Raw genomic sequence first — 19,101 nt, 5'->3', positions numbered from 1 at the left:
CGCGAGGCTGGCGCAATTGCGTCAGCCTCGCGTTCTTCCTAATGCGGTCTATATCCGCTTCAGTATCCGCTCGGCGGCGGAGGCGGCGACCCCGGCGGGGGCGGCGGCAAATAACGCGGTTGCGGCGCTGTCTGGAACTGCTGCTGAGGCGCCTGGAACTGCTGAGGCTGCGACATCGTCATGTTGCCGGGCGCCGGGATGCGGTTGCCGGTGGCGTACATGCATTGCAGATAAGCGTAGTCGTAGCGGCGCTGCACGTCCCATGCGGAACCCTGTGCGTTGCCCATGCCCACCGCGCTGCCCGCCAGCAGGCCCGCGCCCGCGCCGATGGCCGCGCCGTGGCCGCCGCCAAATGCGGCGCCCGCGGCAGCGCCGAGCGCCGTACCGACCACGGCGCTGCCCACGCCGGCACCGGTTGCCGCCTGGTTCGATGTGACGCCGCCTACCTGCTGGAAAGCGAACTGGCGGCAGTTCGCGTCGTCGGCACGGAACTGATCGAAAGTCTTGCCCGTGCCAGGTAGGGCCATCACGCTCGGCCCCGTGGGCGTCACGGCGCATGCGCTCAGCAGCCCCGCTGTGGCGAGTAGCGCGAGATACGTGTATTTCATGTGCGGCTCGATATTTTCAAGGTTTCTAGTTCGACGGCGCCGGCTGGGCGGGAACCGCGCGCCAGCCCGACGAACATTGCTTCACATACGGATAGTAGGTTTTCGACTCGTCGCAGTAATACCAGGTGTCGGCGTTCGCCTGCTGGTCGCCCGCTGCATCGCCAGGCGCTGCGTTGACGGGGCCTTGCTGTGGGTCCATCGCGGGGGCCTGCCCCTGCTCGATGTAGTCGGGCGCCTGCGGCGGCGGCGCGACGATGACGGGCGCCGGCGCGTAATAGTAGGGCGCGGGCGCGACCGGGTAGTAATACGGCACGCCGGCGCCGAAATACACGCCGACACGCGCCGCCTGGGCTACGCCGCACACGCTGAGAAGCGCGGCCGCAGCGGCCCCGAGAAACAGTTTCGACCTTCTCACACACGATCTCCAGAAACGGGCAGGCCGGAGCAACGGCGCGCGCCAGCCGATTATCGAACGCTAAGACATTGCGGGAACCAATGCAATTACGCGAGTTGCACCGATTTTTCGAGTTGTTACAGAAGGCTCGGGGCTGATGGGGCGCGAAGGGTGGTCGTAGTGCGTACGGCGCGCAACGGCTCGCATCGCGCTCCATATTTCACAGAAAAGCGTGCAATGAGGCGCGAGCGCGCGTCGACGGGCTGTAATAATTGGATAGATCGATATCGACTCTTCGCACTTCGCCGTTATCGCACGCCGCCGTGGTCTCGCAATTAATAAGGAATCCGACATGAATAGACATTTTGCTGGTCTTGTCGCGACTTCGCTGCTCATGTCGTGGGCTGCGACCTGACGCTGGCGGCTATGCACCGCCGGGCAAGGGCACGCTGATGCTGCTCGACCCCGCTTCGCTCTGCGCGCGCGTGGCCGAGGAGGCGACCGTCTGATCGACCGCCAGGGCGCGCCGCCTAGCGCGCGGCGCGTTCGCGCTCGAGCCGGCGCACGGCTTCGCCCACGTCCTGGCTGAACTGCGCGAGCGCGGCGAGTTCGAGGTTGGGCGGCTGCAGCGCGGACCAGAGTGCGTCTACGAGGCGTTCTGCCGTAGCGTCGATGTCCGTGCGGCGGTTGGCGAGCGTCGCGTCCCACAGCACATGCTCCATGGGCCCGAATACCAGCGAACGCAGTAGCCGCAGCGGCAGGTCGTTGCGGATCTGTCCGCTTTCCTGGCCGCGCGCCAGCACGCGCATGAGCGGCGCCGTGTAGCGGCGCTGCATTTCCACGAGCGCTTCGCTCAGGTCGTGGTGCCGCGTGCGGCCTTCCGAGAGCACTAGTTCGCAGATACCGGTGCCGCTCTCCAGCATCAACTGCAGATGCATGCGCACGATGAATGCAAACTGCTGGCGCACGGTGCCGTCGCGCGGCAGGCCGCCTTCGATCGCGGCGATCGATTCGTCATACCAGTCGCCGATCACGCGCGCGCACAGCTCCCGTTTGCCCCGGAAGTAGCTGAACACCGTCGCCTCGGACACACCAAGGCGCTGGGCGATCTCGGCCGTGGTGGCGCGTGCGTACCCTTTTTCCGAGAACACTTCGCGCCCCGCCTGCAGGATCTCGCGCACACGCTGCTGCGACTTGCGGCCCGCCGGCTGGCGGCGCGACGCGGGCAGGACGGCTTTCCGGGCAACGGCTTCCATATTGAGCTTGATTCAATTTACGTCAGGATGGAATCGATTATCCGCGAAAAAAACGCCACCAGACAGGGAAATTTCATCGCCATGAAAACTTGAGCGTCACTCAGAAATACCTATTGACGTTAACGTAAATCTGGCGTGAAATGTGCGTCCATGGGGCGAAGCTACGCCCGGTTCGAGATTCCCTGGAGACACACATGAGCAACGTACCCGGTTTGCAGTTCCCGCTTGGCGAGGAAGTCGAAATGCTGCGCGACAGCATCGCTGGCTTCGCGGCGAAGGAAATCGCGCCGCGCGCGGGCGAAATCGACCGCACCGACCAGTTCCCGATGGACCTCTGGCGCAAGTTCGGCGACCTGGGCGTGCTCGGCATGACGGTTTCCGAGGAATACGGCGGCGCGAATATGGGCTACACGGCGCACATGGTCGCGATGGAAGAAATCTCGCGCGCGTCCGCATCGGTCGGCCTTTCGTACGGCGCGCATTCGAACCTGTGCGTGAACCAGATCCACCGCAACGGCACCGAGGCGCAAAAGCGTAAATATCTGCCGAAGCTCGTTTCCGGCGAGCACGTCGGCGCACTCGCCATGAGCGAGCCCAACGCCGGCTCGGACGTCGTGAGCATGAAGCTGCGCGCCGAAAAGAAGGGCGACCGCTACGTGCTCAACGGCACGAAGATGTGGATCACCAACGGCCCGGATTGCGACACGCTGCTCGTCTACGCGAAAACCGATCCTGAAGCGGGTTCGCGCGGCATTACGGCGTTCATCGTCGAGAAGGGCATGAAGGGCTTTTCGGTTGCGCAGAAGCTCGACAAGCTCGGCATGCGCGGTTCGCACACGGGCGAACTGGTGTTCCAGGACGTGGAAGTGCCCGAAGAGAACATCCTCGGCCAGCTCAACGGCGGCGTGAAAGTGCTGATGAGCGGCCTCGACTACGAGCGCGCCGTGCTGGCGGGCGGCCCCACCGGCATCATGGCCGCGGTCATGGACGCGGTCGTGCCGTACATCCACGATCGCAAGCAGTTCGGTCAGGCCATCGGCGAATTCCAGCTCATCCAGGGCAAGGTCGCGGACCTCTATACGACCTACCAGGCGTGCCGCGCCTATCTCTACGCGGTGGGCCGCCAGCTCGACACGCTTGGCCGGGACCACGTGCGCCAGGTGCGCAAGGACTGCGCGGGCGTGATTCTCTACACCGCGGAAAAGGCAACGTGGATGGCCGGCGAAGCGATCCAGATTCTGGGCGGCAATGGCTATATCAACGAGTATCCGGTCGGACGTCTCTGGCGCGACGCGAAGCTCTACGAAATCGGCGCGGGCACGAGCGAGATTCGCCGCATGTTGATCGGCCGCGAGCTGTTCGCGGAAACCATGTAATCCTAAGCAACTCACGGTAACGAAGGGAGGACGGGATGCCGGTCATCGAATCGAAGCTCAATCCGCGTTCGGACGACTTCAAGGCCAATACCGCGGCACTCGAAGCGCTCGTCGCGGACCTGCGCGAGAAGATCCAGAAGCTTGCGCTGGGCGGCGGCGAGGCCGCGCGCGACAAGCACCTCTCGCGCGGCAAGCTGCTGCCGCGCGATCGCATCGCGCAACTGGTCGATCCGGGCACGCCGTTTCTGGAGTTCTCGCAGCTCGCGGCCTACGGCATGTACAACGACGACGCGCCGGGCGCGGGCATCATCACGGGCATCGGGCGCATTGCGGGGCAGGAATGCGTGATTGTCTGCAACGACGCCACGGTAAAGGGCGGCACGTACTATCCGGTCACGGTGAAGAAGCACGTGCGCGCGCAGGAAATCGCCCAGGAAAACAACCTGCCCTGCGTGTATCTCGTCGATTCGGGCGGGGCGAACCTGCCGAATCAGGACGAGGTGTTTCCGGACCGCGATCACTTCGGCCGCATCTTTTACAACCAGGCGAATCTATCTGCGCAGGGTATTCCGCAGATTGCGGTGGTGATGGGCTCGTGCACGGCGGGCGGCGCGTATGTGCCGGCCATGAGCGACGAGTCGATCATCGTGAAGAACCAGGGCACGATTTTCCTCGGCGGCCCGCCGCTCGTGAAGGCGGCGACGGGCGAGGAAGTGAGCGCCGAAGACCTGGGCGGCGGCGATGTCCATACGCGCCTTTCCGGCGTGGTCGACCATCTCGCGCAGAACGATGCGCATGCGTTGGCCATTGCGCGTTCGATCGTCGGCAATCTGAACCGCACGAAAACGCCGCCCGTGGTGCTGCGCGAGCCGCTGCCGCCGCGCTTCGACGCGAAAAGCCTGTACGGCGTGATTCCAATGGATACGCGCAAGCCCTTCGACGTGCGCGAGGTGATCGCCCGCATCGTGGACGACTCGGCGTTCGACGAATTCAAGGCGCGCTACGGCACCACGCTCGTGACCGGTTTTGCGCACATCTGGGGCCACCCGGTCGGCATCATCGCGAACAACGGCATTCTGTTTTCCGAATCGGCGTTGAAGGGCACGCATTTCATCGAGCTGTGCTGCCAGCGCAAGATTCCACTGGTGTTCCTGCAGAACATCACGGGCTTCATGGTCGGCCGCAAGTACGAGAACGAGGGCATTGCGCGCAATGGCGCGAAGATGGTGACGGCCGTGGCCACGGCAAAGGTGCCGAAGTTCACGGTGATCATTGGCGGTTCGTTCGGCGCGGGCAACTACGGCATGTGCGGCCGCGCGTATTCGCCGCGCTTCCTGTGGATGTGGCCGAACGCGCGTATCTCGGTGATGGGCGGCGAGCAGGCCGCATCCGTGCTTGCCACAGTGCGCCGCGACGGCATCGAAACGAAGGGCGGCACGTGGAGCGCCGAAGAAGAAAATGCGTTCAAGCAGCCGATTCGCGATCAATACGAGCTGCAGGGCCATCCGTATTACGCGAGCGCACGCCTGTGGGACGACGGCGTGATCGACCCGGCGCAAACGCGCGACGTACTCGGCCTCGGTCTTTCCGCCACGATGAACGCGCCGATCGAAGAGACGCGCTTCGGCGTGTTCCGCATGTGATGCATTGAGGACCAGACAATGCAATACGAAACGCTCATCGTAGAAGTTGCCGGACACGTGGCCACTGTTACGCTCAATCGCCCTGAAGTCCGCAACGCGTTCAACGAAGCGATGATCGCGGACGTCACGGCCGCGTTCACCGCGCTCGGCGCGCGCGACGACGTGCGTGCGATCGTGCTCGCCGGCAACGGCAAGGCCTTTTGCGCAGGCGCGGACCTGAACTGGATGCGCAAGATGGCCGGCTACTCCGACGCGGAGAATCGCGCGGACGCCATGCGTCTCGCGCAGATGCTCTCAGCGGTCTATCGCTGCCCGAAGCCGGTCGTCGCACGCGTGCACGGCGACGCCTACGCGGGCGGCATGGGCCTCGTGTGTGCGGCGGACATCGTGGTGGCCGTGGAAACTGCGCACTTCTGCCTTTCCGAAGCGCGCCTCGGTCTCATGCCCGCCACGATCGCGCCTTACGTGATCCGCGCGCTGGGCGAGCAAGCTTCGCGCCGCTACTTCGTCACGGCTGAGGCGTTCGACTGCGCCACCGCGCAGCGGCTCGGCCTCGTGAGCGAAGCGGTGAGCGCCGAAGACCTCGACGCCACCGTGCAGCGCATGACCGAAACGCTCTGCGCGAACAGCCCGAATGCCGTACGCGAGTGCAAGCAGCTCGTGCAGGACATCGCCGGCCAGACGATCGACGACGCCTTGATCGAAGACACCGCCGTTCGCATCGCGCGTATTCGCGCGAGCGAAGAAGGGCGCGACGGCGTGTCGTCATTCCTTGAGAAGCGGACGCCGCGCTGGCGCGATCAATAAGGCAAGAAGCAGGAAACGAAGCGAGGACAGCACATGTTCAACAAAATCCTGATCGCCAACCGCGGCGAAATTGCATGCCGGGTCGCGGCAACTTGCAGGCGGCTCGGCGTGAAGAGCGTGGCCGTGTACTCGGACGCCGACGCGAACGCCAAGCACGTCGCGGCCTGTGACGAAGCCGTGCATATCGGCGAAGCGGCCGCGGCGCAAAGCTATTTGCGCTACGAGCGCATCATCGAAGCGGCGCGCGCCACGGGTGCACAGGCCATTCACCCCGGCTACGGTTTTCTTTCCGAGAACGAAGACTTTGCCCGCGCGTGTCAAGCGGCCGGCATCGTCTTCATCGGGCCGCCGGTCGAGGCGATCGCCGCCATGGGCTCGAAGGCGGCCGCGAAGGCGCTGATGCATGCGGCGGCCGTGCCGCTCGTGCCGGGCTACCACGGCGACGAACAGGCCCCCGCACTCCTGCAGCGCGAAGCCGATGCAATGGGCTACCCCGTGCTGCTCAAGGCGAGCGCGGGCGGCGGCGGCAAGGGCATGCGCGTGGTCGAGCGCAGCGAAGACTTTGCGGCGGCGCTCGCTTCGTGCAAGCGCGAGGCGGCCAGCAGCTTCGGCAACGACCGCGTGCTGATCGAGAAGTACCTCACGCGGCCGCGTCACGTCGAAGTCCAGGTGTTCGCCGACAAGCACGGCGGCGCGGTTTACCTGTTCGATCGCGACTGTTCGGTGCAGCGCCGTCACCAGAAAGTGCTCGAAGAGGCGCCCGCGCCGGGCCTCGAAGACGGCGTGCGCCGCGCGATGGGCGAGGCGGCCGTGGCCGCGGCGCGCGCGGTGCATTACGAAGGCGCGGGCACCGTCGAATTCATCATGACGGGCGCCGACTTCTACTTCATGGAGATGAATACGCGCCTGCAGGTCGAGCACCCCGTAACGGAGATGATCACGGGCCTCGATCTCGTCGAATGGCAGTTGCGCGTGGCGGCGGGCGAGCCGCTGCCGCTCGGGCAGTCGGAGCTTTCGATCACGGGCCACGCACTCGAAGCGCGCATTTACGCGGAAAATCCGGCGCGCGGCTTCCTGCCTTCCACGGGCACGCTCAAGCATCTGCGCATGCCGGAGGGCGTCGAGTTCCGGCTCGGCGACGCGGGCCAGCGCGCGAGCGTGCGCATCGACAGCGGCGTGCGCGAAGGCGACACCATCACGCCGTTCTACGATCCGATGATCGCGAAGCTGATCGTACACGGCGCCACGCGCGAGGACGCGCTTGCGCGTATGAAGCGTGCGCTCGAAGCGTGCGAGGTGGTGGGGCCGCATACGAACGTTGAGTTTCTGCAGCGGCTCGTGACCTGTGAGCCATTCGCAAGCGCCGATCTCGACACGGGCCTGATCGAGCGTAACCATGACGCGTTGTTCTCGCCGCAGCAGAAGCCGGTTCGCGAAGCGCTCGCGCTTGCGTGTGCGGCGCTGCTGGGCCGTGAGGGCGGCGCGGCGCATGGCGCGTCACCGTGGCACGCGCTTTCGCACTGGCGCCTGAATAGCGGTTTCGCGCAATCGCTCTCCTGGCGCGACGTCGAAAGCGATACCGCATTCACGGTGGCCCATACGCATGACGGCGGCGAGGAAACCCTCGCCTATGCGGGGCACGCGGCGCGCTACACGTGGTGGCGCGGCGAGGGCGTGGACGAATACGGCGCGACCATCGGCGACAAGCGCGTGACGGGTCGCGTATTCATCGACGGCGATGTGTTTCATGTGTTCTGTCTCGGCACGGCGATGGCGTTCGAGTGGCAGAACCTGCTCGCGCATGCGGCCGACGCGGAGCACGGCGAGGGCCGTCTGACCGCACCCATGCCGGGCAAGGTGATCGCCGTGCTGGTGGAACCGGGCGCCGTCGTCGAGAAGGGCACACCGCTCATCGTCATGGAGGCGATGAAGATGGAACACACCATCGGCGCCCCTGCGGCTGGTAAGGTCACCGAAGTCTTGTATGGCGTAGGCGACCAGGTGGCCGACGGCGCGCAATTGCTCGTGCTCGAGGCTGCTTGATGCCGCTTTAACCCGCCTTAACCCGCTTGAAGCGGTTTGACTTGCAGGGCCGGGCAGTTCCTTCCGGCCTCCCCTGTAGCCGCAGAACGATGTTAGAGTTTTGCCCTGGGGCGCTCTGCTAAAGCGGAGCGCCCTTTTTTTCGCGCTTCGCGGACGAGAACCGCTCAGTGTTCCTTCACATGCGCGGCGAGCAGCTCTCGATGTCGCGCTTCGGTGGCGTCGTCGGCGGGGAACATGCATTCGAGGCGCAATTCCTGGGCGGCGATGTTTTGCGGCGTGCCCACGCTCGTCACCATCGAGAAATAGCGCAGCACACTGCCGTCGTCGATGAAACTGAGCGGAATGACCGGCATGGTGGGCGTGCCGCCCGATCCATGATGCGCTTTCCAGTCGCCCGGCACGCCGGGGAACGCGAGCAATTCGTCCAGCAGCGTGCGTGTTTCGTCGTCGATCACGCGGCCGACCGCTTCGCGATACACGCGTTGCAGAAGGCTTCGCGAAACGTTCTCCCAATCCGCGAGGAATGGGCGCATGCCCTGAGGATCGAACATCAAACGCAGCAAGTTGCGTGGGGCTGGGTGCGCGGCCATATCGAAGAAGTGGCCGAAGAAGCGCGGCGCGGCGTCGTTGGACATCAGCACGTTCCAGTGCCGGTCCATGACGATGGCCGGAAACGGATCGTGCTGTCGAATGACCCGCTCGAGCGCCCGCACGACATGCTGCATTTCCTGCGCATTCCACGGCGCATCCGAATAGACGGGCGCGTAGCCGGCGGCGAGCAACAAGGCGTTGCGTTCGCGCAGAGGCACGTCGAGCGTCTGCGCAAGGGTCAGCAGCGTGTCGCGGCCCGGTACGCTGCGTCCGCTTTCAATGAAACTGATTTGCCGCTGGGAAATCCCCGCGTCCAGCGACAAATCGAGTTGGCTCATGCCGCGCGCATCCCGCCAATAGCGCAGCAGGGTGCCGAGTTCGCTTTGCGGTGCGTTCAGGTCGGGGCGCGTGGGGTTCATCGGTTCTCCCAGGTTGGATGCGGACTCGATCATCAGTGGAGGATAGGCGCTCATGCGCGGCTCACCAATTACATGTGATGTAATCGCCGAGTTGCGCAGGCAGTGCACGCGCCGGGTGCGGCCGCCTTCACTCGCGCGCACTTCGCGCAAAAACAGTGCGATGATTAAGGTTATCTCTTCGGCCGACCTTTCAGGCCCGAACCCTGGGAACGCGTCGCGGAGCGGATTCGCTACATGGTGAGATCCGGGGTCGGAAGGCAAATCCCGCTCCCTTCACCATGGCCGTACCGCCCCTCTACCAGACAGGTGAGGTCATCATGCTTGGTGTTCGTAAAGCTGTGTTCCCGGTGGCCGGAATCGATACGAGCTTTCTGCCGGCAACGAAGGCGAGCCCGAAGGAAATGCTGCCGGTCATCGACAAACCGCTCATTCAATATGCCGTTGAAGAGGCCATCGGTGCAGGCATTACCGAGCTTATCTTTGTGACGGGCCGCGGAAAGCGCGTCATCGAAGATCACTTCGACAGGTCCTACGAGGTCGAACACGTGCTTAGGGCGCGCGGCCGGCAGAATCTCGTCGAACTCGTGCAGAGCATCAAGCCGGCCAATGTGGAGTGCGTCTATGTCCGGCAAGCCGAACCGCTCGGTCTCGGGCACGCCGTGCTTTGCGCGGAAAAGCTGATTGGCGACGAACCGTTTGCGGTCGTGCTCGCCGACGATCTGCTCGACGGCAAGCCTCCGGTTCTCGCGCAAATGGTCCATATCTTCAGCCATTACGATTCCTCGGTTCTTGCGGTGGAAGAATTCGAGTCGTGGGAGTCGACGAGTCATGGCGTGATCGACGGCCGGCATTGGGACGAGCGCGTGATCAGCGTGAGCCGCATCATTGAAAAGCCGACGCCCGAACTGGCGCCGTCGAGCTTCGGAGTGGCCGGACGTTACGTGCTCATGCCGAGCATCTTCCACCATTTGCGCGCGCTGAAACCCGATGCCAACGGCGAAATCGAGCTCACTCCCGCCATTCACTCGATGCGTGAAGAGGAGCAGGTGCTGGCCTATGAGTTCGTTGGCAAGCGCTACGACTGCGGCACCAAGCTCGGCTATGTGCAGGCGACGGTGGACTTCGCCCTGCGGCATGCGGAATTGCAGGAAACCTTCGATGCGTGGCTGCGCGAGCGCATGGGCGCGGCGCAACTGGACGCGTGGGCAGCGGGTTCGATGCTGAGCCAACCGGCGCCGGTCGCGCCCGGGCTCGCACATTGAAGCCATGCCGTTTGCGCAGGAGAGTTGAACGTTACCCGTGAACGGGCAGCCTCGATAGCATGACATCGCTTTGACCGGGCGGGATCTAACGATGCCACCCTTTTCAAGGCGATGCAAGGAAAGGATTGGTAAGAAACCGTGCAAGGTTCCGCCCGTCGCACTGCTTTAAAATCGCGGCATGAACCCCAGCGTCCTCATTGTCGACGACGATCCCGTCGTGCGCGATCTGCTGAGCCGCTTCTTGCGCTCGCATAACTTCGATACCGCCGTGCTGCACGACGGCGTCCACCTCCAGCGCCGCCTCGAGCGCGAACGACCGTCCATTGTGGTGCTGGACATCATGATGCCGGAGACCGACGGCCTCGAAGCCATTGCCGCCTTGCGCGCGGCCGGCGACGACATTCCCGTCATTTTCGTCACTGCGCGCGGCGCCGTGAGCGATCGCATTCGCGGGCTCTCGCTGGGGGCGGACGACTATTTGCCGAAGCCCTTCGATCCGCACGAACTGCTCGTGCGGATCCAGAATATCCTGCGGCGGCGCGGCCCGTCCACCGCGAGCGCGCCTGAGGCACGCCGGCGCTACCGGTTCGGCGACTTCGAACTCGACTTCACGATGCGCACGCTCTCCTGCGGCGACACGCAAATCCCGCTGAGGGAGAGCGAATTCGCGTTGCTGAAGGTATTCGCCACACATCCCTACAAAGTGCTTTCGCGCACGCTGATCCACGATATCGTGCATCGCGACGAGCGCGAATTCCACGAACGCAGCCTCGACGTGCCGATCTGGCGCCTGCGCCGCGTGATCGAGGCCGATCCGTCGAATCCGCGTCATATCCAGACAGTGCGCGGAAAGGGCTATGTATTCGTGCCGGATCCGGCGAATTATTCGGAGGCGCACGGCGCAGCAATTCAGTGAGAAGTCCGTTGAATACGCTGTTCGGGCGCATGGCATTGCTCTCGGCCGCGGTTTTGCTTTCCATGCAGCTGGGCTGGTTTTTGCTGCTTGCCCGCCAGCCGCCGCGCCATGAAGTCGATGGCTTTGCGCGTGGCGTCCTGCTCGCGCTACGCGTGGCGAGCGAAGAGCACGTCGGGGGCGGCACGGTGCCGCCCCCGGTGCATCTCGGCAGTTCGCTCGAGCCGCCGAAGGACCGCGATCTGAGCGACGTGTTGCGCGTGCACCGCGTGCCGGTGTGGAACGTGCCCAAGGACGTTCACTTGCACGAACCGACGCGCAGGCCGCTGGTCGACTTGACGCGCCATCTGCGCGAACAATTGCCGCCCGGCACGCAGTTCGCCGTGGATGACGGGCGCCCGCCGCAGCTGTGGGTGCGCTTTCCGGGCAGCACGTCCTGGGTCGTTGTGCCGGTCGATATTCCGCCGCCGCCGCGCTTTGTCATCGAAGGGATTTCGATGCTGCTGGCGGCGCTCACGCTGTCGTTCCTCGCTGCCTGGCAGATCCAGAAGCCGCTCGCGAGCCTCGCCCAGGCGGCGCGCCGGTTCGGCACGGGCGAGCGCATTGCGCCGCTCGAGGGCAAGGGGCCGCGCGAACTGCGCGACGTGAGCGCGTCGTTCAACGACATGATGCGCTGCGTGAACGAGGCCGAAGACGATCGCGTGGTGATGCTGAGCGGCATCGCACACGATCTGAAGACGCCGCTCACGCGGCTCAAGCTGCGCGCGACCCTGATGGCAGAGGAGGCGGAGCGCAACGGCATGCTGCGCGACGTCGATTCGCTCACCCACATCGTCCAGCAGTTTCTGGAGTTCGCGCAGCAGTCGCCCGACGCGGGCAGGCTATTGAGTGTCGACGGCTTTCTGCAAAGCCAGTTTGGCAATCCTGACGAAATCGAGGGCGGCAACGGGCCGCTGTTCGTGCTCGATCTGCGTGCCGGTTCGCGGTTCAAGCTGCCCCATGTCTCGCTGGACCGGCTCGTCACGAATCTCGTCGATAACGCACTCGAGTATGGCGCGCCGCCAATCGAAATCTCGACGGCGATCGAAGACGGATCGTTCCTGATACGCGTACGCGATCACGGCGCCGGCATCGAGCCCGAGCGCATTCCCGCCGCGATGAGGCCGTTCGTACGCCTGAATGCGGCGCGCGGCGGCGAAGGCCACTGCGGCCTCGGGCTGGCCATCGTCGCGCGGCTCGTGCGCGATAGCGGCGGCCAATGCGACGTCAAAAACCACCCCGATGGCGGCCTGCTCGTGCAGCTCAGCTTTCCTGTCGCTCACGGCTGATACGCCACAACAAAAAACGCGCCGAGCCCTCGCGGACCGGCGCGCAAACGTGCCGACGCTTGAAAAAGCGGGCGCTCGTGGACGTCGTGGTCAGGCCGTCGTGCTGACGAACAGGCCGCTCGCGGCGCCCGAGCCCTGCTGCTGCAGGTTGCTCGCGAGCGTCGTGAGGAATTGCTGAAGCTCGGACGTCGTGCCGCTCGACGAACTGCTCGATGAGGCGCCCATTGCCGTCAAAAGGTTCTGGAAGTCAGACGTCAATTCGCTATCCGAACTGCTGCTGCTCGACGAACTGCTTGCCGTGCTCGAATCGGAGGACGTGCTGCTCGAAGCCGACGAGAGCGACTGCGCGAGGTTCGAGATCGCCGAAGCGAGATCGCTGCCGTAACCGCCTGCCGACGAGGGCGGCGGAGGCGGCGGGGGCATCATCGCTGCGGCAGTGGTCGTCGTGCTCGAATCGCTCGATGTGGACGACGTGCTGGAGCTGGAAGCCGTAGTCGCAGACGTTGCGCTTGCCGACGAAACCGCGCTGCTGCTGTCGCTGCTATCGCCCGTGGCCGTCGTGGTGACGCCGCTCTGTTGCGCGGCGACCTGAAACAGCGCGCCGAGGAATTGCTGGAGCGCGGCGGCAAGCGCATCGGGCGACGTGGACGATGTGCTCGACGTCGAACCGGTGGAACTCGACGAGGAATCAGAACCGGTGGTGCTCGCGGACGCGGTGGCCGTGCTGTCCGTGGTGAAGCCGAGCGACGAGAGCGCCGAGGCGATGGCGGCGGCAAGCGGATTGACGTTGTTCGAGTCCGACGAGGCGTCCGAAGCCATGGGCATGCCCGACATCTGGCTGGTGCTCGTGGATTGCCCTTCTGCCTGGTAAGCAGCCCAGGTCGAATACAGTGAGTTTGAGCTGGATAACGCGCTTATCGACATGTTTAACCCCCCGGTGAATGTGCGATATGGTCGATTCCCGACCGAGACGGCTGGTCAGGCCACTCAGTCGGCGCAATCGTATGTCGTCTTTCGCCGCGGGGGGCGGCTTTGTAATTCGAGGAAAGAGTTCAGGTAAGGAATTAGTGCCATCCTTACTTTTCCTTTCCTCAGGCTGCTGCGTCGCGCACCGGCGGCGCGAAGCGCAGCGCTACCGCAATGCGGTTCCACGCATTGATATTCGCCACGGCGGCGGTCAAGAATGCCATCTGCTCGCCGGGAAACTGGCGCGCCACGTCCTCGTAGAGCACGTCGCTCACACCGTCATGGAGCTTCGCGGTCAGCGCTTCCGTGTAAGCCAGCGCGGCGCGTTCACGCTCACTGAAGTATTCCGGCGCCTCGTGCCATGCGGTCACGAGATCGAGCTTGACGCGCGGCACGGCTTTCTCGCGCGCAATGTTGAGGTGGTACTGAATGCAGAACGCACAGCCGTTGATTTGCGAGGCGCGGATTTTCAGCAGCTCGGTGAGCGGCTTTTCGAGCCCCGAGGCATCGACCGCCTTGCTCATGGCGGAGAGCGCGGCGGCCACCGGGGCGGCGTCGCGCGCGAAGGTTTCGTAAGCAATGCGGATAGACGTGCTGGACATGACTGGACCTCGCGAAGTCTGGGCGTTAATATCAGAGCACGAACATCATATTCGAACTCTGACATCATGCGCAAGACAGTGAAGAAAGACCCGGTTTCGGAAAGGGGCGAACCCACGAGCGCTATTCCGGCGGTCGGCGAGGGCAAGCGCGGCGAGGCGGGCTATTTCGGCTACCTGCTGCGCCAGGCGGGCGCGGCGCACCGCTTGCGCATGGAACGCGCACTCGACGATCTGGGCATTACGCCGCCGCAATTCGTCGTGCTGACCATGCTGGCCGCCTACCCCGGCATTTCGGGCGCCGATCTCGCGAGGCTCGCGGCGCTCACGCCGCAAACGGTGAGCGTGATCGTCGCGAATCTGGAGCGCGGTGGCGCGATCGTGCGTCGCCCGCACGCAATGCATGGGCGCATTCAGCAGATCGACGTGACCGATGAGGGCGAAGCGCTGCTCAGGCAGTGCCGCACGCGCGTGAAGAAGCTAGAGGCGCGCATGGCCGCGGGCTTCACGGCCGAAGAAGAGCAGGTGATACGCCGCTGGCTGGTGAGCGTCGCGCGCGAGGATGACGTGGGCTGAATGCAGCCGCGCTCGACCGCGCGTTACTGCGAAGCACTCTTCGCTTGCGCGAGGCTGCACGAATGGTCGAGCAGGCCTTCCGCCGTGCCGGTCCCGCCATCGACATCGAGCCCGCTGTTCACGACGAGCCAGCCGTCGTGCTTTGCATCGGGGCCGGCGCCCGTCACGAGTATCGTCTGCACGGCCATGGTCTGTTGCGGGCCGAGATCGCGCTCGACCACGCGAAAAGGATTGTTGTTGTCCGAGAGGCTCGTCACACGCGTGACGCGGTAGCGCGATCCGTCGAGCGTGGTCCAGCGCCACGTGCCCGGCGCGATGTCGGCATACGGCGCGAGCGCTTTGGTGATGTCGGGGCGCATGCAATCGACGTGGATATGCAGTTGATTCTGCGTGCGGCGCTCCGAGGAGTTGATCTCGAGGCCGAGCTGGTTGCCGGCGAGCGGCATGCCGAGCTTCGCTTCCACGAAACGTCCCGCGCCCCATGCGCCGACCCAGTACTCAGGCGCGCCGCCGTAGAGAATCTCGGGGCTCTCGATGCCGGCCACGCGGTCGGTGGGAATCACGAGATACTGCGCACGCCCTGCGATGTCCTTGAGCACGGCATAGCGCTTCTGGAAGTCGACGGTGGTGCAGGGGCCGGGCTTGCCCTTGTCGCGCATATTCGGCACGCACTGGCCGCCGACGACTTGCCAGAGACCGTTGGAGTCGACCGCGGAGAGGCGCACGCACGCGCCGGTGGCGGCGAGCGCAACGACCGCCGCCGTGGCGACGGCAAGCCGGGACATCCGCATGAAAGGGGCAAGGCGCAGGGATCGCATCGGCACGAAGTGTCTGGGTTGAGTCGATCAAACGCGCCGCCCTGCGAAGTCTGCACGCGTTGCGGCGCAACGCTGCGCGCAGTGTAGCGCAATGCCCGTGACAGTCGCTTGTGCGCGGTTGCCGAGGCTTATTTGCGGCGCGGATGAAACGTGACCGGTTGCGCGTTCGAGGCGTCCGTTGCCGCAGGCGTCGGTCCGCACGTGCCGCAGGTGCCGCAGCCGTCGCCGCAATCGCCGGTTGCGCCTTTGGGCTGCACGAAGCGCCCGAGGCGCTGCGCGAATGCACTACGTTGCGGGCGCAACAGTGCGGCGGCCACGGCGGCCTGCGCGCGCGTGGCCGTTTTCGGTGCAAGCTTGCGCAGCGTATAGACGAAGCTAGCGGTCACGAGCAGCGCGATCACCGCATATTGCGCGACGAGTCCGGCGCTCATACGAAGTGCCTCGCGACCTGATACGTGACGAACGAGGCCGCATAGGCCACGACGAACATGTAGCCGAACGAGACCACGACGGCGCGCCACGAGCGCGTTTCGCGGCGAATCACGGCGAGCGTGGACATGCATTGCGGCGCGAATGCGAACCACACCATCAGCGAGAGGGCGCTGGCGAGCGAGAAGTTCTGCGCGAGCGTGTGGCCGAGCGCGGCGGTGTCCGCGTCGCCGCCCGCCACGGAGTACACGGTGGCGAGCGCGGCCACCGCCGTTTCGCGTGCGGCGAAAGCGGGGATCAGCGAAAGGCTCATTTGCCAGTTGAAGCCGAGCGGCGCGAACGGCCATTGCAGCGCGCGGCCAAGATAGCCGGCGATGGAGTAATCGATGGCGGGCAGTGTTGCGCCGGCGGGCGGCGAGGGGAACGTGGAGATGAACCACATCAGCACCGTGAGCGCGAGGATGATGCCCGTCAGGCGCTTGAGGAAGATCGCGCCGCGCTCCCACAGGCCGATGGCGACGTCGCGTGGGCGCGGCAGCCGGTACGAGGGCAACTCCATCAGCAGCGCGTGTTCACGGTGGTCGCGGCGGAGTTTCTTCATGACCCAGCCCACCGCCATCGCGCCGGCAATGCCGGCGGCGTAAAGCGCGAAGAGCACCAGGCCCTGCATGTTGAATACGCCGAAGATCATGCGGTGCGGAATGAAGGCGCCGATCAGCAGCGCATACACTGGCAAGCGCGCCGAACACGTCATGAGCGGCGCGACGAGGATCGTGGCGAGCCGGTCGCGCGGGTCGGAGATGCTGCGCGTGCCCATCACGCCGGGAATCGCGCACGCGAAGCTCGACAGTAGCGGAATGAACGAGCGCCCGGTGAGCCCCACCGCTACCATCATGCGATCGAGCAGGAAGGCCGCGCGCGGCAGATAGCCCGACTCCTCCAGTACGAGGATGAAGAAGAACAGCACCAGAATCTCGGGCAAAAAGCCGAGCACGGTGCCGACGCCGCCGAACAGCGCGTCCGTCACGAGGCTGCGCAGCGGGCCCTCGGGCAGTGCCGTACCGGCGGCCGCGCCGAGCCAGGTGAAGCCGTCGCCGATGGCATCGGTGAGCGGCTTGCCGAGCGAATACACGGCCTGGAACACGAGGAACATCACGAACGCGAGGATCAGCGGGCCGAGCACGGGGTGCAGTGCGAAGCGGTCGATGGCGTCGTCGCGCGCGTCGGTGGCGCGCGGCATCGTCACGGCGCTCGCGAGGATGGCGCGCACCGTGCCGTGCAGGTCGTCGGCCGCCGCTGCTGCTTGCGCCTGCGGTTTTTCAGGCGTCGTGTGGTCGATCAGCTCGATGAGCGCTTGCGCGCCGCCGCGCCGCACGGCCACGGTTTCGACCACGGGCATGCCGAGCTGGCGCGCAAGCTCGCCCACATTTACCTCGACGCCGCGGCGCTTTGCTGCGTCCATCATGTTCAGCGCGAGCACCATCGGGCGCCCCATGCGCTGTACTTCAAGCACGAAGCGCAGATGCAGGCGCAGATTCGTCGCATCGGCCACGCAGACGATGAGATCCGGCGCGGCCTCGCCCGGGTAGCGGCCGAGCAGCACGTCGTGCGTCACGCGCTCGTCGGGGCTTGTCGAGTCGAGGCTGTAAGCGCCCGGCAGATCGAGCAGTTGCACCTTGCGGCCCGAGGGCGTGGCGAAGCGCCCTTCCTTGCGCTCGACCGTCACGCCCGCGTAATTGGCGACCTTCTGGCGCGCGCCGGTCAGCAGATTGAAGAGCGCGGTCTTGCCGCAGTTGGGATTGCCGACGAGCGCCACGCGCAGCGGCGCAACCGGAGCCAGGCTCATTGCGCGGCCTCCCCGTCCGTCGTCACGCTCACGCGCTGCGCTTCCGCGCGGCGCAATGCAAAGCGGGTCGAGCCGATCTGCACGAGCAGCGGGTCCGCGCCCCAGGCTGCGCGCGCAACCACGCGCACGGGCTCGCCGGGAACAAAGCCGAGGTCGCGCAGACGCTGCGCGATCGGGTCGGGGGCACGGATATCCTCGACACGCTCCACGAGGGCGGTCGCTCCTTTGGACAGGTCGGTCAGACGCATAGGTGGGGGGCTTGCTTATAACGAATGAGAACCGTTCTCATTGTAGCGCAGCGCCGGCATTGTGGCGGTAAATGCGCCTCGGCTCCGTCGATGCGGGCGGGGAACCCGCGGCCGAGGCGGGGTAGCGGTGCCGTGTGCGCTCAAATTTCCGGCGCAGGCAGCGTCCCGAGAATCGCTTCGAATGCGAGACCGATCGCGAGCAGCCTGCGGTCGCCGCCGACCGGTCCGTCGAGTTCGAGCCCGACGGGCAAGCGCGCGTCGACAAGACCCACGGGCAGCGCGAGACCTGGAATGCCGGCATTGCTCGCGGGATCGGTGTTGCGCAGATACGCCTCCATCTCGTCGATCGGCGCCGCGCCGTCGATCGACACGCGAGACGATCCATTCAGCTCGTCGATCGGCACGGCGGCGAGCCGCGTCGTAGGAAAGAGCAGCGCGTCGAGTCCGCTGGCCGCGAAAGTCTGCGCATAGAGCTGCTGCAGACGCGGCCGCCACACCGTCATTGCGCTGTGATAGTCGCCGCCGCGCGCGTCGGCGAGCACGGCGTCGTAGGCCGCGCGCACATCGGGACTCGCAATGCGCACGGCGACTTCGGCCACGGTTTGTGCCGGTGCGTGGTTCGCAACGAGCCATGCTGTGAGATCGTCGATGGGCTCGTGCAGCGCGATCGCGTAGCTCACGCGGTCGTTCAGCGCGAGCAGCTCGCTCATTTCGACCGGTACGAACGTGACGCCCGCGGCTTCGAGCTTCGCGAGCGCGGCGCGCGCCACGTCTTCGAGCGCGGCTTCGAGGCCTTCCCACAGCGGCGCGGGCAGGCCAATGCGCAGATTCGTCACGGCGGCCGGCGAGAGCGGCCCGTGCCCGGTAATCACGGCGTCGAGCAGCGCGACATCGGCAACCGTGCGCCCCATCGGCCCGACCGTATCGCGCGTATGGCTGATCGGCACGACGGCCTGCGGGTCGTGATAGCGGCGTTGCG

21 protein-coding genes are annotated in these 19,101 nt (G+C 65.4%); 10 read left to right on the top strand and 11 right to left on the bottom strand.

Annotated features, from left to right (window positions below; all coding sequences use genetic code 11):
• Positions 1 to 59 precede the first annotated feature (59 nt).
• The 3 genes from AB4Y43_RS13560 to AB4Y43_RS13550 all read right to left on the bottom strand — a co-directional run bounded on the left by AB4Y43_RS13560 (position 60) and on the right by AB4Y43_RS13550 (position 2,258).
• The gene (locus tag AB4Y43_RS13560; RefSeq protein WP_069261700.1) at positions 60 to 608 is read right to left on the bottom strand and encodes a glycine zipper family protein; all 549 of its coding nucleotides are present in this window, start codon (positions 606 to 608) and stop codon (positions 60 to 62) included.
• A gap of 25 nt (positions 609 to 633) precedes the next feature.
• The gene (locus AB4Y43_RS13555) at positions 634 to 1,023 is read right to left on the bottom strand and encodes a hypothetical protein (RefSeq protein WP_069261701.1); all 390 of its coding nucleotides are present in this window, start codon (positions 1,021 to 1,023) and stop codon (positions 634 to 636) included.
• Positions 1,024 to 1,532: 509 nt separating this feature from the next.
• Positions 1,533 to 2,258 carry a TetR/AcrR family transcriptional regulator gene (locus AB4Y43_RS13550; protein WP_069261702.1) on the bottom strand — a complete coding sequence of 242 codons (726 nt, stop codon included), beginning with the start codon at positions 2,256 to 2,258 and terminating at the stop codon, positions 1,533 to 1,535.
• A gap of 194 nt (positions 2,259 to 2,452) precedes the next feature.
• Between AB4Y43_RS13550 and AB4Y43_RS13545 the strand changes: the two genes are divergently transcribed.
• The 4 genes from AB4Y43_RS13545 to AB4Y43_RS13530 are packed head-to-tail and all read left to right on the top strand — an operon-like array spanning position 2,453 to position 8,127.
• Entirely contained in the window at positions 2,453 to 3,634 is a 1,182-nt protein-coding gene (locus AB4Y43_RS13545) for an isovaleryl-CoA dehydrogenase (RefSeq protein WP_368727998.1), read from the top strand.
• A 35-nt stretch (positions 3,635 to 3,669) separates the two neighbouring features.
• On the top strand, positions 3,670 to 5,277 hold the full coding sequence (locus tag AB4Y43_RS13540; RefSeq protein ID WP_368727997.1) for a carboxyl transferase domain-containing protein: 1,608 nt from the start codon (positions 3,670 to 3,672) through the stop codon (positions 5,275 to 5,277).
• An 18-nt stretch (positions 5,278 to 5,295) separates the two neighbouring features.
• Entirely contained in the window at positions 5,296 to 6,084 is a 789-nt protein-coding gene (locus AB4Y43_RS13535) for an enoyl-CoA hydratase/isomerase family protein (protein WP_368727996.1), read from the top strand.
• A gap of 33 nt (positions 6,085 to 6,117) precedes the next feature.
• Positions 6,118 to 8,127, top strand: coding sequence for an acetyl-CoA carboxylase biotin carboxylase subunit (locus AB4Y43_RS13530; protein WP_368727995.1), 2,010 nt, complete (start codon positions 6,118 to 6,120; stop codon positions 8,125 to 8,127).
• Positions 8,128 to 8,291: 164 nt separating this feature from the next.
• On the opposite strand, the gene AB4Y43_RS13525 is transcribed toward AB4Y43_RS13530, so the two are convergent.
• On the bottom strand, positions 8,292 to 9,137 hold the full coding sequence (locus AB4Y43_RS13525; protein ID WP_368728043.1) for a helix-turn-helix domain-containing protein: 846 nt from the start codon (positions 9,135 to 9,137) through the stop codon (positions 8,292 to 8,294).
• A 317-nt stretch (positions 9,138 to 9,454) separates the two neighbouring features.
• Between AB4Y43_RS13525 and galU the strand changes: the two genes are divergently transcribed.
• The 3 genes from galU to AB4Y43_RS13510 all read left to right on the top strand — a co-directional run bounded on the left by galU (position 9,455) and on the right by AB4Y43_RS13510 (position 12,640).
• Complete coding sequence (gene galU, locus AB4Y43_RS13520; RefSeq protein ID WP_368605481.1) at positions 9,455 to 10,399, top strand: UTP--glucose-1-phosphate uridylyltransferase GalU; 945 nt, start codon at positions 9,455 to 9,457, stop codon at positions 10,397 to 10,399.
• A 178-nt stretch (positions 10,400 to 10,577) separates the two neighbouring features.
• Entirely contained in the window at positions 10,578 to 11,315 is a 738-nt protein-coding gene (locus AB4Y43_RS13515; protein WP_028202613.1) for a response regulator, read from the top strand.
• Positions 11,312 to 12,640, top strand: coding sequence for an ATP-binding protein (locus AB4Y43_RS13510; RefSeq protein ID WP_368616648.1), 1,329 nt, complete (start codon positions 11,312 to 11,314; stop codon positions 12,638 to 12,640). The genes AB4Y43_RS13515 and AB4Y43_RS13510 overlap by 4 nt, the downstream gene beginning before the upstream one ends.
• Before the next feature lie 90 nt (positions 12,641 to 12,730).
• On the opposite strand, the gene AB4Y43_RS13505 is transcribed toward AB4Y43_RS13510, so the two are convergent.
• Entirely contained in the window at positions 12,731 to 13,063 is a 333-nt protein-coding gene (locus tag AB4Y43_RS13505; RefSeq protein ID WP_368616649.1) for a hypothetical protein, read from the bottom strand.
• 22 nt (positions 13,064 to 13,085) lie between these two features.
• Here AB4Y43_RS13505 and AB4Y43_RS13500 point away from each other — a divergent pair, with 22 nt between their 5' ends.
• Together AB4Y43_RS13500 and AB4Y43_RS13495 are read left to right on the top strand one after the other, a co-directional pair.
• The gene (locus AB4Y43_RS13500; protein WP_342946738.1) at positions 13,086 to 13,232 is read left to right on the top strand and encodes a hypothetical protein; all 147 of its coding nucleotides are present in this window, start codon (positions 13,086 to 13,088) and stop codon (positions 13,230 to 13,232) included.
• Positions 13,233 to 13,283: 51 nt separating this feature from the next.
• Complete coding sequence (locus tag AB4Y43_RS13495; RefSeq protein ID WP_368616650.1) at positions 13,284 to 13,511, top strand: hypothetical protein; 228 nt, start codon at positions 13,284 to 13,286, stop codon at positions 13,509 to 13,511.
• Between the two features lie 220 nt (positions 13,512 to 13,731).
• Here AB4Y43_RS13495 and AB4Y43_RS13490 read toward each other — a convergent pair whose 3' ends face one another.
• The gene (locus AB4Y43_RS13490; protein WP_368616651.1) at positions 13,732 to 14,208 is read right to left on the bottom strand and encodes a carboxymuconolactone decarboxylase family protein; all 477 of its coding nucleotides are present in this window, start codon (positions 14,206 to 14,208) and stop codon (positions 13,732 to 13,734) included.
• Positions 14,209 to 14,274: 66 nt separating this feature from the next.
• On the opposite strand from AB4Y43_RS13490, the gene AB4Y43_RS13485 reads away from it, so the two are divergent.
• Complete coding sequence (locus AB4Y43_RS13485) at positions 14,275 to 14,781, top strand: MarR family winged helix-turn-helix transcriptional regulator (RefSeq protein WP_368616652.1); 507 nt, start codon at positions 14,275 to 14,277, stop codon at positions 14,779 to 14,781.
• 23 nt (positions 14,782 to 14,804) lie between these two features.
• On the opposite strand, the gene AB4Y43_RS13480 is transcribed toward AB4Y43_RS13485, so the two are convergent.
• The 5 genes from AB4Y43_RS13480 to AB4Y43_RS13460 all read right to left on the bottom strand — a co-directional run.
• Positions 14,805 to 15,599 carry a CDP-diacylglycerol diphosphatase gene (locus AB4Y43_RS13480; RefSeq protein WP_368616733.1) on the bottom strand — a complete coding sequence of 265 codons (795 nt, stop codon included), beginning with the start codon at positions 15,597 to 15,599 and terminating at the stop codon, positions 14,805 to 14,807.
• Between the two features lie 128 nt (positions 15,600 to 15,727).
• On the bottom strand, positions 15,728 to 16,030 hold the full coding sequence (locus tag AB4Y43_RS13475; protein WP_368616653.1) for a DUF6587 family protein: 303 nt from the start codon (positions 16,028 to 16,030) through the stop codon (positions 15,728 to 15,730).
• Positions 16,027 to 17,874 carry a ferrous iron transporter B gene (locus AB4Y43_RS13470; protein WP_368616654.1) on the bottom strand — a complete coding sequence of 616 codons (1,848 nt, stop codon included), beginning with the start codon at positions 17,872 to 17,874 and terminating at the stop codon, positions 16,027 to 16,029. Before AB4Y43_RS13470 ends, AB4Y43_RS13475 begins: the two co-directional genes overlap by 4 nt.
• Entirely contained in the window at positions 17,871 to 18,122 is a 252-nt protein-coding gene (locus AB4Y43_RS13465; RefSeq protein ID WP_368616655.1) for a ferrous iron transport protein A, read from the bottom strand. The genes AB4Y43_RS13470 and AB4Y43_RS13465 overlap by 4 nt, the downstream gene beginning before the upstream one ends.
• A gap of 140 nt (positions 18,123 to 18,262) precedes the next feature.
• Positions 18,263 to 19,101: amidase family protein (locus tag AB4Y43_RS13460; protein ID WP_368727994.1), on the bottom strand; the 839-nt coding region annotated here is incomplete at its 5' end.

Source organism: Paraburkholderia sp. BR10872 (assembly GCF_040965835.1).
In the GTDB taxonomy this organism is placed as follows: Bacteria; Pseudomonadota; Gammaproteobacteria; order Burkholderiales; family Burkholderiaceae; genus Paraburkholderia; species Paraburkholderia nodosa_A.
Note: the sequence above shows the minus strand (reverse complement) of the source record. Positions and strands in the feature narration are given on the sequence as shown.